Source organism: Neobacillus sp. C211 (genome assembly GCF_051842875.1).
GTDB lineage: Bacteria > Bacillota > Bacilli > Bacillales > Cytobacillaceae > Neobacillus.
Window position 1 is genome coordinate 1 of record NZ_JBPXRO010000010.1, and the last position, 15,679, is coordinate 15,679.

Annotated in this window: 15 protein-coding genes and 1 riboswitch; of the genes, 3 read left to right on the plus strand and 12 right to left on the minus strand. The window is 36.4% G+C overall.

The window, feature by feature from the left end; translation table 11 throughout:
• Nucleotides 1-55: 55 nt before the first annotated feature.
• The gene (locus ACSU6B_RS11135; protein ID WP_168242216.1) at nt 56-187 is read right to left on the minus strand and encodes an anti-repressor SinI family protein; all 132 of its coding nucleotides are present in this window, start codon (nt 185-187) and stop codon (nt 56-58) included.
• 30 nt (nt 188-217) lie between these two features.
• Nucleotides 218-307, minus strand: a riboswitch (cyclic di-GMP riboswitch).
• Nucleotides 308-674: 367 nt separating this feature from the next.
• Here ACSU6B_RS11135 and ACSU6B_RS11140 point away from each other — a divergent pair.
• Nucleotides 675-887 carry a hypothetical protein gene (locus ACSU6B_RS11140; RefSeq protein ID WP_410885431.1) on the plus strand — a complete coding sequence of 71 codons (213 nt, stop codon included), beginning with the start codon at nt 675-677 and terminating at the stop codon, nt 885-887.
• 309 nt (nt 888-1,196) lie between these two features.
• Here the strand turns inward: ACSU6B_RS11140 and iolI are convergent, their stop codons facing one another.
• From iolI to ACSU6B_RS11165, 5 genes are all read right to left on the minus strand, one after another.
• The gene (gene iolI / locus ACSU6B_RS11145) at nt 1,197-2,051 is read right to left on the minus strand and encodes a 2-keto-myo-inositol isomerase (RefSeq protein WP_410885181.1); all 855 of its coding nucleotides are present in this window, start codon (nt 2,049-2,051) and stop codon (nt 1,197-1,199) included.
• A gap of 70 nt (nt 2,052-2,121) precedes the next feature.
• Nucleotides 2,122-3,156, minus strand: coding sequence for a Gfo/Idh/MocA family protein (locus ACSU6B_RS11150; protein WP_410885183.1), 1,035 nt, complete (start codon nt 3,154-3,156; stop codon nt 2,122-2,124).
• A 98-nt stretch (nt 3,157-3,254) separates the two neighbouring features.
• Nucleotides 3,255-4,682 carry a sugar porter family MFS transporter gene (locus tag ACSU6B_RS11155; protein ID WP_410885185.1) on the minus strand — a complete coding sequence of 476 codons (1,428 nt, stop codon included), beginning with the start codon at nt 4,680-4,682 and terminating at the stop codon, nt 3,255-3,257.
• Nucleotides 4,683-4,711: 29 nt separating this feature from the next.
• Nucleotides 4,712-5,626 (minus strand): myo-inosose-2 dehydratase, encoded by a 915-nt coding sequence (gene iolE / locus ACSU6B_RS11160; protein ID WP_410885187.1) that lies wholly within the window; start codon nt 5,624-5,626, stop codon nt 4,712-4,714.
• Nucleotides 5,627-5,947: 321 nt separating this feature from the next.
• A complete protein-coding gene (locus ACSU6B_RS11165) occupies nt 5,948-6,814 on the minus strand; it encodes a helix-turn-helix domain-containing protein (protein ID WP_410885189.1) in 867 nt (288 codons plus the stop codon).
• A 292-nt stretch (nt 6,815-7,106) separates the two neighbouring features.
• Between ACSU6B_RS11165 and ACSU6B_RS11170 the strand changes: the two genes are divergently transcribed.
• Nucleotides 7,107-7,970 carry a sugar phosphate isomerase/epimerase family protein gene (locus ACSU6B_RS11170; protein WP_410885191.1) on the plus strand — a complete coding sequence of 288 codons (864 nt, stop codon included), beginning with the start codon at nt 7,107-7,109 and terminating at the stop codon, nt 7,968-7,970.
• An 87-nt stretch (nt 7,971-8,057) separates the two neighbouring features.
• Here ACSU6B_RS11170 and ACSU6B_RS11175 read toward each other — a convergent pair whose 3' ends face one another.
• The 4 genes from ACSU6B_RS11175 to ACSU6B_RS11190 form a co-directional block, all read right to left on the minus strand.
• The gene (locus tag ACSU6B_RS11175) at nt 8,058-9,479 is read right to left on the minus strand and encodes a sugar porter family MFS transporter (protein WP_410885193.1); all 1,422 of its coding nucleotides are present in this window, start codon (nt 9,477-9,479) and stop codon (nt 8,058-8,060) included.
• Between the two features lie 153 nt (nt 9,480-9,632).
• Nucleotides 9,633-10,799, minus strand: a complete 1,167-nt coding sequence (locus ACSU6B_RS11180; protein ID WP_410885195.1) for a Gfo/Idh/MocA family protein — start codon at nt 10,797-10,799, stop codon at nt 9,633-9,635.
• A 28-nt stretch (nt 10,800-10,827) separates the two neighbouring features.
• Nucleotides 10,828-11,748: a sugar phosphate isomerase/epimerase family protein gene (locus ACSU6B_RS11185; RefSeq protein WP_410885197.1), complete on the minus strand. Its 921-nt coding sequence runs from the start codon at nt 11,746-11,748 to the stop codon at nt 10,828-10,830.
• Between the two features lie 287 nt (nt 11,749-12,035).
• Nucleotides 12,036-12,896 (minus strand): AraC family transcriptional regulator, encoded by an 861-nt coding sequence (locus ACSU6B_RS11190; RefSeq protein ID WP_410885199.1) that lies wholly within the window; start codon nt 12,894-12,896, stop codon nt 12,036-12,038.
• Between the two features lie 365 nt (nt 12,897-13,261).
• Here ACSU6B_RS11190 and ACSU6B_RS11195 point away from each other — a divergent pair, with 365 nt between their 5' ends.
• Nucleotides 13,262-13,387: a hypothetical protein gene (locus ACSU6B_RS11195; protein ID WP_410885201.1), complete on the plus strand. Its 126-nt coding sequence runs from the start codon at nt 13,262-13,264 to the stop codon at nt 13,385-13,387.
• A gap of 181 nt (nt 13,388-13,568) precedes the next feature.
• On the opposite strand, the gene ACSU6B_RS11200 is transcribed toward ACSU6B_RS11195, so the two are convergent.
• Together ACSU6B_RS11200 and ACSU6B_RS11205 are read right to left on the minus strand one after the other, a co-directional pair.
• Nucleotides 13,569-14,510: a sugar phosphate isomerase/epimerase family protein gene (locus ACSU6B_RS11200; RefSeq protein WP_410885203.1), complete on the minus strand. Its 942-nt coding sequence runs from the start codon at nt 14,508-14,510 to the stop codon at nt 13,569-13,571.
• A 30-nt stretch (nt 14,511-14,540) separates the two neighbouring features.
• Entirely contained in the window at nt 14,541-15,563 is a 1,023-nt protein-coding gene (locus tag ACSU6B_RS11205; RefSeq protein WP_410885205.1) for a Gfo/Idh/MocA family protein, read from the minus strand.
• Nucleotides 15,564-15,679: the final 116 nt, after the last annotated feature.

A 15,679-nucleotide genomic window follows, 5' to 3' on the forward strand; every position in this document is an offset into this window, starting at 1 on the left:
AAATACTCCCATTTGTAGAATGCTTTTTTTATTTATGTACACTGTCGTTCCGTGATTAACTCATAACCTCTTGTTGGCTAAGGAAGTCACGAACTGCTTTTATGGATAATCCCAAGTCTTTTGCTTCTAATATGAGGTCCATCCATTCTTGATCGATTACTTCTACTTCACTTTTTGTAATAACCATTTTTCTCACTCCTAAAATACATTGTGTATTCCAGGTAGCCCGGCCATCGTAACAAGTCATACTTGCCTTAGATCCTCGGCTTTGCGTCCCTGCTTTTCAACAGGTTTGCCTTTTTCTGATACTAATACAACTTAAGTATGACTGTATTAGCTTATCGTTCTTATTTGATAGGTCGATTTACTTAATCCTCATAGATATTATATCTAGTGCTATTTTAGTAGGTTGTTGTAATTTGTCGCATTATTTTAATTTTCACACATTTTTTTCTAACAAATTATGCCAAATATCTACAAAAATATACCAATTACAGCTTACCCCTTTGATGTTCCATGTCTAAGGATTTCCTTGTGAAAACTAGATCCCCCGAAAGATAAAGCTGGTGAAGATTGAATCTATTTATTAGATTCCACTTTCAGACAGCATTTTCTTTTTTTATAATAATTATTTTCACTTCATTCAGGGAATACTACTTTTGATGACGAAAGGGGTGTTGAAATTGGCACGTGGAGAACATTTTGAACATAAAAAGAAAAACCACCCAGGTAATTTTCCAAAAGACAGTTTAACGGAAAAACATACGAGAGAAGCTGTTGGAGACGAAGAATTCCTAGTGGTAAGAGAAGCATTTAAAAATCGAGTGGAAGATGAGGAAGAATATCGCGGTGACACAGCTCGTTTGCTGCCCGATCAGACAGAGTAAAAAGACGTGAGCACTTAAATATATAGCTGATAAGTATACTAAAACTTAAACATTTTTAACTAAAACAGCCCTTTTCAGAATGAAAAGGGCTGTTTTCTAATCCATCACTATATAAATATATAGTTATATCATTACCAATATATACCTATAACACTGACCTCTTTTATTAATATATATGGTAATAATGCATATTTCAAGCGAGCAAAAATACACCCAAAAAGTTAAATTTCACTCTACTTTTGGGGTGCAGTACACACTTTTACGTGTCGAGCTACTACAATCTAAAATTTAAAACTTTTGCTTGTTCAGTTATCCAACTGCAATGGTATCAAATTCAAAATACTTTGAAGCTACTTTTACTGTTGTTTCTTTAGCAACCTTAATGGCTTCCTCTGCGTCTAATTGATAATATTCCGGACGAAATAATTCTACAGACGCAACATCTGAAAAACCAATTTCCTTCAATGTTGATAAAATGCCATCTAAATCAATTGCACCTAATCCAGGCCATACTCGATCCTCATCTGTTAAGAATCCAATTGGGAAATCTTCTGTATCATCCATGTGTAAGATAAAGATTTTCGAGCCGTCTGCGTTCTTCAGGTCTTCCATTTTTGATCCCATTGCATGGAAGTGGAAACAATCAAGAACTAATCCGACATTCTCACGATTAACTGTTTCAACAATGTCGTAAGCCTGCCCAAAAGTATTGACCGTACATTGCGGATGTCCAACAAATTCTACGGCTATTTTAATGCCAAAAGGCTGAGCAATATCAGACAGCTCTTTAAGGACTTCTACACAACTGTTTTTAATATCCTGTTTCAGAATTTTTTGTTCAGTAACCAATGGCACTGCTACCACATACTGAACACCAATTTTTTTGCCTATTTTCATCATTTTTTTGAATTTATCAATGATGGCCCTATAGCCTGCTACATCACGATTATTGAAAAATACTAGAGCATTAAATGCAAGCGGCTTGATATGATGAGTTTGAAAATATTCTACAAGATCTTCAATAGAATGGTCTTTTAGATATTCTGGCAACTTGTCCATGGTACGGATTTCGATAGAATCATAGCCATGTTTTTCACAGTATTCCAAATCCTTGGCAAGATTAGAATTTTCGAGTGTAGTAGCTTGGTTAAAACATAATTTCATCGGTATCATCTCCATAGCGATATAGTTAATTTAGAATCAAGTGATCTACTTATCATTTTCGTTAAAAAAATTACGCTTTTTGAAGCTGCTTTTCACTATAAAATGTCGGTTTTTCTTTAAGGGTAATGGCTTCTTTTTCACCTGTTTGCTGGGCTTTTACACATGCATCAGATGTTACTGCCGCAATATAACCATCCCATGCTGTTGGTCCTTGTGGCTCGCCTTTTTTTGTAATAGAATCAATAAAGTCCTGAATTTCAACATTGTAGGCATCCATAAAGCGGTATTTCCAATCATTTAAAATGCTTGTGCTTAATTTTTCATCTTTTCTCATGACAACACTGGAGAATTCAGGTAATTTTACAATTCCATCTTCACCAATCACCTCACATTGAATGTCATAGCCATATTTGCAATTCACAAATACTTCCACACTCATGACAATTCCACTGTTCGTTTCAATCGCAAATAATTGTGGATCCTGCAGTTTATCATGTGAATATTTTGTTTTCCTTGGAAAAACAACTTGAACAGATTTATAGTCATCATTTACTAGCCAGTGTAGCGCGTCGATTTCGTGGATTAAGGTATCTGTTACAGCCATATCAGTTGTATAGTTTTCACCAACTATTGGATTACGGTGTGCAGCACGAATCATTAATGGCGCACCAATTTCCTTGTTGGCAATCACTTGTTTTAATTGAACGTATCCGCTATCATAACGACGCATGAAACCGACCTGAACTAATTTCTTGCCCTGCTTCATTTCTGCTTCGACAATTCTCATACAGCCTGCAGCCGTGGTTGCTAATGGTTTTTCACAAAAAACATATTTACCAGCTTCAACTGCAGCGACAACCGTTGCTTCATGTGCAGGACCCCAGCTAGTTACAAGGACAACATCCACATTCTCATCAGCAATTAATGCTTTATCATCTGGATAAATAACTGCATTTAATTGGTAGGTTTCAACCGTTTGTTTTGCAGATTCTTGATTAACATCTGTAACGGCTACAATTTTTCCACCGGATAATTTATTGGTAATTCGATCAATATGTTCTCTTCCAATTGCACCTGTTCCTACTACACCAAATCTTAAAGTCATGTTGATACTCTCCTTTATGTTTATGAATTTAATGTGATACACCTAGACAACGCTTTCATTTTTTAGTTAATTCACAATTCAATCATTGTTTTATAAGATTATTGATTGGAAGCTTGTTTATGACTTTCTTGTCCATAGTTACGGAAATAACTTTCTAACTGCTCAAGTGTCTTTCCTCTTGTCTCTGGCAAGATTTTATTCACAAAAATAATGGCGGCAATTCCACACACAGCGAAAATAAAGAAGGTTATCGATAAGCCTACCACACTTAGTAATATTGGAAAAAATAGACCAACAAGGAAGTTTGTAAGCCATAAGCAGAATACCGTAACACCCATTCCAAGTCCGCGTAATTTTAACGGGAAGATTTCCGATAACATTAGCCAGGTTACCGGGGAAATAGCTCCCTGTTGGAATGCAAGGAAGGTAACAGTCAAGCTAAGAACGACAAACGGAAGTGCTGGTGACCCTTTAAGTACTAACGAGAATACCCCAATTAAGGCAAGAGCTGCCGTTGTCCCCGTCAATCCAGCAATAAGCATCGGACGTCGACCGATTTTTCCTAAAAGCCAGATACCGACAAAAGTTGCTAATACTGAGATGACACCATTAGCAATATTACCGATTAGAGCTGCATTGGTTGAAAAACCTGATTTTTGAAGAATTTGAGTACCATAATACATGATGGAATTAACACCTGTTATTTGTTGCACAATCGCAATACCAATTCCAATCCCGATAATCCGGCGGACCCACGGTACATTTAAATCCCCAAATGTTGCATGCTGAACCCCTGACTCTTGAGAAATATTATTTTTAATCTCATCAAGTTCCGATTCGGCACGGTTTGCTTCCCGTATTTCTTTAAGGACTCTTAGTGCATCCCCCAGTTTTCCTTTTGAAGCGAGCCAGCGCGGGCTCTCTGGAACCGCTAACATTCCAAACCATAAGACCACAGCCGGAAGTGACGCAATCACTAACATGTAACGCCAAACATGTGAAGCTCCTTCACCAAGCGTATTTCCAAGGATGGCATTAAATACAAACGCTAACAATTGACCGGAAACAATCATTAATTCGTTCTGAGTCACCATCCTTCCCCGTTTCTCGGCCGGAGACATTTCCGCTAAAAAGGATGGCACCATAACAGATGCAGCACCTACGGCTAAACCCAGCAAGAATCGGAAGACAATCATAACACCAGCAGACGGTGAAAGCGTACATCCAATTGCTGCAATAAAGAATAGTAAAGCGAGATTTAAAATCATTTTACGGCGGCCAAAACGGTCCGATAAACGCCCTCCAAATACGGATCCAAGCGCAGCTCCAAAAAGTAATGAGCTTGTAACGAGACCTTCCGTTGCCGGTGTCAGGTTTAACTGGTCAGGTTCTGCCATAAAAGGTAATGCTCCGTTAATCACACCAGTGTCATATCCAAAAAGAAGTCCCCCAAATGTGGATATAACCGTAATCTTTTTTAAAGCTTTTTCGTAATCACGTGGTTTTTCAATCGACTGATTACTCATATTCTCCCTCCCCAGGGTTCGTTTTTTTATTAAGCTTTAATCAATGAACCATTTTCTAACGGAATTAATTCTTCATTAATATAGTTACGGGCTTTCAACGCATACTCCAACGGATGTGCAACTGAGGGGTCTTGTTCTGCTTCAATGACAATCCAGCCTGAATAATTCGTTCGGAGAAGCTTCTTGTATACTTCTGTAAAATCAATGCAGCCGTCACCAGGAACGGTAAACATTCCTGCCAAAAAGGATTGTAAGAAGGACTTTCCTTCTTTTTCACATTGTTCTTTTACTACTTGACGGACATCTTTAAAATGAACGTGATGGATACGATTGATATGTTTATTTAATAGAGTCATATGATCAGTATCTGATACATAGATATGGCCGGTATCATAGAGCAAATGAACGTGATTAGAATCTGTGTTTTCCATTAGACGATCAATCTCGGCTAATGTTTGTACGCCCGTCCCCATATGATGGTGAAAAACTAGCTTCAAATCATATTCTTCAGCAATTTTTCCTAATTCATTTAGTCCCCGGCATAACTGATCCCATTCTTTATCTGTGAAATATGGTTTTTCTTTGAAAACATTTTTATCTGTACCTTGAATACTATAGGTTTGTTCTGATACGACAGCAACAGCTGCATTAACCGCTTTCAAATATTCACAATGTTTATGGAAAGCTTTAGAGGCTTCTTCCACACCGTCTCGAATAATAAAACTGCTAAACCATTGTCCTGCAATTTTTAATTTTCGAAGTTGAAGCTCTTTGTTCAATACTTTAGGTTCTGGAAAAAAGCCGCCAACTTCTGTTCCTTCAAAGCCTGCTACTACAATATCACTTAGTAAGTGTGATAATGTATTCTCTGCCCCAATTTCCGGGATGTCATCATTTCTCCAACCAATCGGAGCGATCCCCCATGAAATTTTTTTATTTTCCATCGTTTAACCTTCTTCCCTTTTAAAAGTAGGACTGTTTAACCGGTTGTTTTATGAATAGCGTAAAAACCAGAAATAATATATACTCCCTCTCTTATTAGTAGATTTCACTCCAATGATCGTCTGCAGACAAGAGTGTTCAGTCATCTGTTAACCAAGAGGTATTGATTAGTTCCTATTTTATAGATTAAGAGGAAGCGATGTATTATATAAAATTGCTATCAAATTATCATTTCTTGCTAAAATCTTATTAAATCACTAGAAGAGTATCAAAATGTAACAAAAAGATACCCATGCAAAAGGGTATCTTTTAAAAATATGTAATTAAAAACAAAGTTTTCGAAACTTTCCAGGAGTTATGCCTCCAGTAGATTGGGAGAACACTTTAATAAAATGGCCAATACTATTAAAACCGCAGTCCATGCTTATTTTCTCGATTGAAAGATTGGTTTCCACCAATTGATTCTTAGCTTGGATCAATCTGTAATTTAGTACATATTGGTGAGGACTGGTTCCTATATACTTTTTAAACGTACGACAAAAATGATATGTACTTAAATTGGATATTTCACTCAACTGATCGACGGAAATTTTAGATGAGTAATTCTCACTTATATAAGTCAGTACAGCTTGAATTTCGGTTGGTACTGCTTTTGCAACGTTTGTATCTCTGTTTTCAAACGTATTACGGGTACTTTCTACTAAATTACCCAGCAGTTCATAAATTTCTAAAGATATCTTAAAGTCTATTTCCCCGTTTGACGCTATAAGGGATAAAATATTCGGGATATTATTTTTTTCTGAAGGCAGTTTAAAAACACATCCCTTTCTTTTATATAACTCATTATAGATATCCTGTATGTGGTTTCCCGTAAAATGAATAAATTGGAAGGTCGTTTCTTCAGGCACATAATAGTTATTCTTTTCTTTACAATCTAAAAGAACAATTTCATCCTTTGAGGCTACAAATGATTGACCTAGATAGTGGAAATGCATCGAACCTTTTTCTATATAAAAAATGATAAAGGAATTCATGTAATCACGCTTAATGCTGTAAGGGACATCTACTATATATTCTCCGCCCCATAGGACATAATTATATAATTCTTTCGTTAAAGCGGAAGGTTCATAGAAATATAATCCCTTTTTTGACTTGATGCCCGGTTCTACCTTTGGAATATAGAAATTCATCTTTTCACCTCTCACTAAAGTAAATACTAATTAACATTATTAAATATAGTATATTTTATACTAACTCAAAAGGTAATGGTCTATTATTTGGAACTATTCAAATATTTTATAGAATAGCACGGTGAATATTCTCTGAACATAATATAAACGACCTATTTCATTACCAAAAGTTATCAAACAAATTATAAAATAGCACCAAAACACAATTTTAGAGCAAGATTATATAGAGTAAATAAAGAAAATTTCTATTAAACTGAAATCGCATACATTAGTTGAAAAATGGAGGTTTACCATGAAATTATCATTTAATGAAGGAACAACATTCGAAAGTGCTTCTCTTCAACAGAATTTAGAGTATTGTGAAAAACACGGTTACGATTTTATCGAAATTCGTTCAATTGATCAGTTAAAAGATTATCTTAAAGAATATACATTAGATGATTTAAAAGCCTATTTTGATACCCATCATATTAAACCACTTTCTTTGAATGCATTATGCTTTTTTAATAATCGTACCAAAGAAGACGAAGAGAAGATTATTGAGGAATTCAAAGAATACTTAGAGATTTGTAAAAAAATAGATTGCCCATATATTTGCGTGGTACCTTCTAATATTGATGTGACGGTAAAAGGAAAAACATTGACGGAAGAAGTAAATGCAAATTGTATTCGAGTTTTAACTCATCTATCTGATTTAGCTGAACCATACGGAGTAAAGATCGCGATTGAGTTTATCGGAATTCAGGAGAATACGGTTAATACATTCGCCCAAGCATACAGTATTGTAAAAGCTGTTGATCGAAATAATGTTGGTCTAGTGTATGACACTTTCCAATTCACTGGAATGGGGTCAAGATTAGAAGATGTAACAGATGAAACGGCAGATAAATTGTTTATTTTCCATATCAACGATGTTGAGGGTTATCCGATTGGCCAAATGCGTGATAGTGACAGAGTATGGCCTGGGCACGGTGTGATTGATTTAGAAGCGCATTTGAAAAGATTAAAAGAATTGAATTATGATTTTGTCGCTTCCGTTGAGTTATTCAGACCAGAATATTATCAAATGGATCCTGAAGAAGTCATAAAAAAAGCTAAAGAAACGACCTTGGAAGTATTGGAAAAGTACTATAATAATCACGTTATTTATAATTGATAGAAAGGCATAAAGGATCTTTTGTAGAAAAAGTCCTTTATGCCTCTTTTTTAATATTTTAATACATTTTTAGTTATAAAGTTTTTCTTACTGGGCCTTACTAAAAGATTTTTTCATATTACCTTTATCATACTTTGTACGGAACTGCTCCTCCAACTCTTCAAGCGTAAGTCCATTTGTTTCTGGCATAAATTTGTAGACAAAAGCAATTCCCAATAAGCCAATTACAACGAAAGCAAAGAATGTAGCGGATAAACCGATGGTGCTTAAAAGAATAGGGAATGTAAAACCAATAACAAAGTTGACAGCCCATAGGAAAAATACACTAATACCATTACCAAGGCCTCTTAATCTTTGTGGGAATATTTCCGCAGCAACTAACCATGTTACCGGCCCAATACAACCTTGCATAAAAGCTAGGAATAAGACAGTCAAAGAAAGTACAAGATACGGCAGTACAGGAGAACCTTTAAGTACCATTGAAAATATTGCAATCAATAAAAGTGAGGTGGTTGTGCCAGACAAACCAATGATCAACATTGGACGGCGGTTCACCTTGCCAATCATCCAAATACCGAATATTACAGCAAGAACGGAAATAAGTCCATTTGCAATGTTTGCAATTAATGCCGTCTTCGTACCAAAACCGGCCTGCTCTAGAATTTGTGTACCATAATACATAATGGAATTAACACCGGTAATTTGATTCACGACGGAAATTCCAATACTAATCAATAAAATACGGCGTAACCATGGTGCAGAAAAGTCTTTAATGGTTGCTTTTTCAAGATCTGCGTCCTTTTTTACTGATTCTTCAATTTCTTTAAATTCAGCAATTGCTCGTTTCTCATCACGTATTTGTTTAAGAACGCTTAGCGCCTCATCTTTTTTCCCTTTTGATGCCAGCCACCTCGGACTCTCCGGAACCTTTAGCATGCCAGCAAATAACATGAATGCGGGAATTGCACAAAGGAAGAGCATATAACGCCAAACATGTCCTGTACTTCCCATTGTAACACCTAAAATAGCATTGAAAACATAGGCTAATAATTGCCCGCCGGTAATCATAATTTCATTCTGGGCAACCATTCGCCCTCGATTCTCAGCAGGTGCCATCTCTGCTAAAAAGGCAGGTACCATTGAAGATGCTCCTCCAACAGCAAGTCCAAGCAAGAATCTAAAGGTAACCATTACTGAAACATTGGGAGCAAATGTAGTTCCAAGTGTTGCGATCAAGAATAATAATGAAAGATTAAGGATCATTTTACGTCGGCCATAGCGGTCTTGCAGTTTCCCTCCTAGTAAAGCACCAATTGCTGCACCTGCAAGAAGCGAACTGGTCACAAGCCCTTCTGTAGTTGGTGTAAGATTCAACTGGTCACGTTTTGCCATAAAAGGTAAAGCGCCATTAACAACTCCAGTGTCATATCCAAAAAGAAGTCCCCCAAATGTTGCAGAAATCATAATCGTTCGTAAATTATGTTTAAAATTTCCTACTTGATTACCCATGCATTTTCCTCCCAAGGTTTTATTTTTTATTTATCTTTCCCCTTAAGCCTCTCATTCTATAAAACTGAAGAATTGTTAAAGCGTTTTCATATAGTTCTATACAATAAGGCCTTTTAGATCATCAAAGGCCTTGATTGTAATGAAACCTTATGCTTATTGGTATTCAATCCATACAGCACCATTATCTGCAGAGCGTACACAGTTCTCAACCCAACGAACACCTTCTACCCCTGCCTCGATTCCTGGATACCAAGATGTATCAAACGCTTCTCCGCGATCTGCTGCAACCATCGCCTTGGCAAAACGAGTATATAGATTTGACCATGCTTCAAATAGTCCTTCTGGATGGCCACCACCGATACGATCATCTGTAAGTGCTTGTGGATAGAGATAATCCATACCACGATCTAAAATCTGTGCCGGTTGACCTTGAACTTCATATCTTAATTGATTAGGATGTTCATCCCACCATTCAATGCTAGCTTTCGAACCTATCACACGAATCGCTTGCCCATGCATTGAACCTGCATTTACACAGGAAGACCAAACATAACCAACAGCACCGTTATCATATTCCATAATGGTAAATGCATTGTCCTCAAGTGGCGCACGGCTCTTAACAAAACTCTGGCGGGAACACATTAATTTTTTAATTTTTAAGTTTGGCAGCATAACCTCGGATATGTACAATGGATGTGTTCCTACATCACCCAAAACATAACTTGGACCTGCAACTTTTGGATCAACACGCCATTTCGTGCTTTCACTATTTTCTTCTACTGCAGCAGAATGGAAACCATGTGCAAACTGCATTTTTACGATTCTGATTTCTCCCAAATCTCCATTTTCAATCATTCTTCGTGCTTGATCAATCATCTGGTGTCCAGCATAACCATATGTAACGCCAACAACAAGATTTTTTGCTGTCGCAATTTCTTGTAATTCAAGTGCTTCTTCGGTGGTAAAACATAGAGGTTTCTCACACACAACGTGAAGTCCAGCATTTAGAGCTGCTTTCGTGATTTCATAATGTGTTCCGTTTGGAGTAGCAACAGAAACCGCTTGAATCCCATCTTCCCGCTTTGCTTCTTCTTCAAACATTGTTTTGTAGTCAGGATAACAACGTTCCGGATCAACGTGTAAATTTATTCCAAAATTTCTCCCGCGTTCTGGATTAATATCAAAGGCACCCGCAACCAATTCAAAATTAAAATCACGTAACGCAGCTGAACGGTGTATATAGCCAATTTGACTTTCGCGTCCACCACCTACCATTGCCCAGCGGATGGGCTGCTCAACGTTTTTTTCACCATTAATCATGTTTTCATTCTCCTTTTTTCAAAATCTATTAATATCCAACACTCATTAAATAATCCAAACTTTGTTTTACATCGCGTAAACTGGTGTCAGCATTTCTAGGGTCCCGTTCCTGTTCAATTGTGATATAGCCATGGTAATTGATCTCTTTTAACAAAGAATGAATGGAATTATAATCGATGATTCCCTGTCCGATTGGGCACATAACGCCTTTGGCACAAGCCTCGAAAAATCGAATATGTTCCTCCATAACTTGATCGTAAACATCCAGATCAATATCCTTAAAGTGGATATAATCTAGCCGCTCCATGTTGTCTTTAAGCCATTGAACCGGATCCATTTTTGAATAATAAAGATGTCCTGTATCCAAACAAAGCCCTGCTATTTCATAAGGTATATCTTCTAAAAGCTGCTTTATTTCATCTTCAAATTCAATATAGCCGCCTGCGTGCGGATGGATAACTGCCCGCACGCCAAACTTGCTGGCCCGCTCTGAAAGAGCACGAATATGACTCATCATCCTGTTCCAATCCTCTGCAGGTAATCTTGGTGCCCGTTCTGGATGACCGGCATTGTAATCCCTTTCATCATGCCCCCAGTCAATAATAACCAGATAGGGAGCGGGGAATTTTTGATCTTCCTCCTTTGGAGAAGGCGGAAGTTTTGTTATCAAAGTACAGATATCGTCTACTTGTGTTAATAAATTTCCCAAATTACTTTCGGATACCAAATCATCAAAAATGGTACCTGCAATGATTGTCAAATCATTTTTGGCAAGCTCTGCTTGTACTCGATCAATTTCCATAGGAATATAACCATATGGTCCTAACTCGATACCTTTATAACCAGCTTGCGATGCCTCATTTAAAATTCTCTCCCATGGCGGCAGATAAGGGTTTTTTGGATCATCCACACCCCAGCAGCAAGGCGCTCCTGAAATTTTTATACTCAATTGAAACACCTCCAAAACTTATAAATTAATTATAAATCCAGCCTAAGTTAACCGCTTTCACTATCTTGTTTAATTTAAGCGGTTTATTCTACATAATTTTTAAAAAGTTTCACTATCTTGTTCTTTATAGTTTTTGAGAGATTTTGAATGATTTTTTAACGAGAGATTCTTCAAATTTCCCGGAAATGTAGAATTCTGTTATATAGTTGATAATATGGGACATTGGAGGAGAAATGAGGGGAAAAAGTAAAAAGCAATAGTCACTATTGCTTTTTATAGTAAACGTTCTACTTTTCACTTTTAATCCATAGCTGTCGGTATTTTTTCGGGGACATCCCGACTGTTTTAGAAAAGAGGGTCGTAAAGTAACTGGTATTATCGTAGCCAACAATACCAGCAATATTTGTAACACTTTCATTTGTATTAATAAGTAATGACTGTGCTTCGCCAATTCGACGTCGAATAATATACTGAATTGGAGAGAATCCCGTCGATTCCTTGAAAACATGTGCCAAATAATAGGGGCTTATATGAAGTGTTTCCGAAAGAGAATTCAATGAAATTTCCTCTAAATAATGTTCATCAATGTATGCTTTGATGCTGTTTGATAGTAATGATTCTTCTGATTTTGATAAGACGTGATATTCCTGCGGGATTTGTAAGATATGCGTAAGAAGTGCACGCAGCAGATAACTGCACATTTCCTCTGCTCCACCTTTTTCCTCAGAAATTTGTGAATACATTATTTCTAATAATGATTCAATCATCGAAGCATCCTTTCCACTTCGCAAAACGTATGAAGATTCCTTTGAAACCAAATGATTTTTTGGTAACCGAGGGAGCTTCACATTTGTAATACCTAAACAAAAAACGCTCATATTTGTATCCGGGTTTCCATATTCATCGTGAAGAACACCTTCGTTATATATTAAAATATCACCTTTAAGCGTTTTATATTGTCGTTCACCAATCAAATGACTGCCATTTCCTTCTTTGATATAAATAATCTCCAATAGATCATTGTGCATATGCATCGTTCTAGGTAAGCTTGTATGAGTAGGATCAACATTACAAATATAGAGCAATTTAGGGACTGAACCATTTTCGAATGTTGGATTAAAGTCTTTTTTTACAAAATACTGAGTCATTATGATTCCTCCTAAAACATTGCTGTACTTTCTTTATAAATGAGACTGTTAACCCAAAGTTTTAATTACCTTCTAACTAGACTTTAAACGATGAATATCACAAATGACAACTTATTTTATCACTCTGCTCTTCTTCAAAAATTAAACGGCCTCCCTGAGTCTTTTTATACTTAACCCCATCTTTTCACCAAAGCCCTTATTGAACAAATAAAAAAAGAGAAATATTGAGAATAATTCATATTTAAACGCTTTCATTATGAATGTCAGCGTTTTTTTCGTACATGTTTTCGTTTTCATCATGATTGCTAAAGGGACTCACGAGGTACAATATTAAATTAAACCAAAGTAATTCCCAGGGAGGAATCATGATGAAAAGAATAATGAAATTCATTGAACATACAATGCAATCTTTTAAAGATTCTATGGATCAATATGGAAATGCACGAATCACTTTTTATGAAAGTATGTCTGCTTTAGGCGAAAAAAAATAATCTCATTTTACAAAGACTATAAAAACCATATTCTATAGATGAAAGCTAAAATAAAATAACATAACTACCTTGACATAATGGAATCCCACCTAAAAAAGTAGAGATGTCATGTCATCTCTACTTTTTTAGGTGTAACTGAATTTTAATAATTCCATCTAACTGGAAGAAATAAATGTTAATCTCAAAAACTAAGAGTTTGTTTTAAAGCATCAACTGATGTTCTGATTCCTGCCTCAACGGACATTGTAAGATCTTCCATTTCAAGTGAAACTTCACCGTTATATCCCATCATGCGAACAACAGAGAAGAATTCTTTCCACCATTGCAAATCTTGACCGCAGCCGACAGCCACATAATTCCAGGCTCTATTTGCTGTATCCGTAACCTCTTTTGTTTCCAATACGCCATTAATAGCTGATAAATGTCTTTCAAGTCTTACATCTTTACCGTGAACATGATGAATGGCAGCTCCTAATTCTCTTGCTGCAATAATTGGATCTGCACCCATCCAGAGTAAATGGCTTGGGTCTAAATTCAAACCAACCATAGGTCCGACTGCATTCCGCAATCTAAATAATGTTTCTGGATTATATACTAATTGCGAACTGAAATTTTCAAGGGCAATTTTTTCAACACCGCTTGCCTCAGCCTTTTTCACTAACTCTTTCCAATATGGAATTGCTACCTCATTCCATTGATAATCTAAAATATCTTTTAATACCGGGGGCCAGCTAACTGTATAGGTAATCCAGTTAGGAATTTTATCCTCTGGGCTCCCTGCTGGTAGCCCGCTCATCATAATGACCTTCTTGACACCAAGTAGACCAGCTAGTTCCATTGTTTTTTCTGTTACTTCTCTATGCTCTTTACCAAGTTTACCTGGATCTAAAGGATTTCCGGAACAATTCAGTGCGCAAAGTTTAATATTCCGCTTCTCTAATTCACCTAAAAATTCACTTCTTTTTACTTCACTTTCCAACAATTCATTTAAACGTAAATGTGGAGCCGGTGACCATCCTCCTGTTGTCATCTCAATCATATCAATTCCCATTCCTGCAACAACATCCAACATTTTTTCAAAAGGTAAATGGCCTAAACTATCGGTTACATATGACAATCGCATGTTAAAAACCTCTCTCAATCTAGTTTATTTTTATGCCAAAACTAAGCTATCATTATATAAAGCTGGACATTCATCAAGTTGAATTTGTACACGTTCCCCCGTATCTCTTGCCTTTGAACAAGCCGTAGAAGTAATCGCAGCTACATATCCATCCCAAGCATTTGGACCATTTAATTCATCAGCCTTCACGGAATCAACCCAAAGCTGAATTTCTCTATCATATGCCTTTACAAAGCGATCCTTCCAATCGGATGATACTTTTGTAAAATCTTTACCTTCCGTACGAACACTTGAAAAAGCTGGATCCGTTAAATATACCATTCCTTCTTCACACATTACTTCACATTTTATATCATATCCATAATGGCAATTCACAAAGATTTCTATATCAATATGAATGCCCGACTCTGTTTCTAAAATTACAATCTGAGGGTCGTGTAACTCTTTATGTGCACTAGTTGTTCTTTTTGGCAAAATAACTTGTGTCGCTACATAGTTCTCTTTTAGTAACCATCTTAATACATCGATTTCATGAACAACTGAATTTTCAACAGCCATAGGGGTAGTATAGCTTTCATCTACTCCAGGATTTCGGTGGGCACAGTGAAGCATTAGTACTTCTCCAAGTTTTCTGCTGTCAAGCATTTCTTTTATTTCTTCGTATCCTCGATCATATCTTCTCATATATCCTACTTGAACTAATTTTTTACCTAGTTTTATTTCTTCATCCATGATTCTTTTACAGCCCCCCGCTTTTACAGCTAAAGGTTTTTCACAAAATACATATTTCTTATTTTTTATTGCTTCTAAAACATAACCTTCATGTGTTGGATCCCAAGAGGTAACGACTACTGCATCAACCTCAGGTAATTTAATGAGCTCTTCTCCAGACTTTACAAATTTAGCACCAACCTCTTGAGCAATTTGTTGCGCTCTTTCCACATTAATATCAGAGACTGCAACCACCTTTGCTCCCTTAGTTTTATATGTAATTCTTCGAATATGATCCATCCCAATTGCACCCGTGCCAATAACACCGATCTTTAATTCCACAATAATCACTCCTTATTAATTATCTGAATAATATTTTTTATTAATTATCCTAGATTAAGCACTTCCTATAAAAATCTCCATTGCCTTTTTATAGGAAAGGCAGCAATCTATAAAAC

Coding starts and splice junctions, on each gene's coding strand:
- ACSU6B_RS11135 (WP_168242216.1), bottom strand. CDS start 187: ATGGTTATTACAAAAAGTGAAGTAGAAGTAATCGATCAAGAATGGATG.
- iolI (WP_410885181.1), bottom strand. CDS start 2,051: ATGAAATTATGTTTTAACCAAGCTACTACACTCGAAAATTCTAATCTT.
- ACSU6B_RS11150 (WP_410885183.1), bottom strand. CDS start 3,156: ATGACTTTAAGATTTGGTGTAGTAGGAACAGGTGCAATTGGAAGAGAA.
- ACSU6B_RS11155 (WP_410885185.1), bottom strand. CDS start 4,682: ATGAGTAATCAGTCGATTGAAAAACCACGTGATTACGAAAAAGCTTTA.
- iolE (WP_410885187.1), bottom strand. CDS start 5,626: ATGGAAAATAAAAAAATTTCATGGGGGATCGCTCCGATTGGTTGGAGA.
- ACSU6B_RS11165 (WP_410885189.1), bottom strand. CDS start 6,814: ATGAATTTCTATATTCCAAAGGTAGAACCGGGCATCAAGTCAAAAAAG.
- ACSU6B_RS11170 (WP_410885191.1), top strand. CDS start 7,107: ATGAAATTATCATTTAATGAAGGAACAACATTCGAAAGTGCTTCTCTT.
- ACSU6B_RS11175 (WP_410885193.1), bottom strand. CDS start 9,479: ATGGGTAATCAAGTAGGAAATTTTAAACATAATTTACGAACGATTATG.
- ACSU6B_RS11180 (WP_410885195.1), bottom strand. CDS start 10,799: ATGATTAATGGTGAAAAAAACGTTGAGCAGCCCATCCGCTGGGCAATG.
- ACSU6B_RS11190 (WP_410885199.1), bottom strand. CDS start 12,896: ATGACTCAGTATTTTGTAAAAAAAGACTTTAATCCAACATTCGAAAAT.
- ACSU6B_RS11195 (WP_410885201.1), top strand. CDS start 13,262: ATGATGAAAAGAATAATGAAATTCATTGAACATACAATGCAATCTTTT.
- ACSU6B_RS11200 (WP_410885203.1), bottom strand. CDS start 14,510: ATGCGATTGTCATATGTAACCGATAGTTTAGGCCATTTACCTTTTGAA.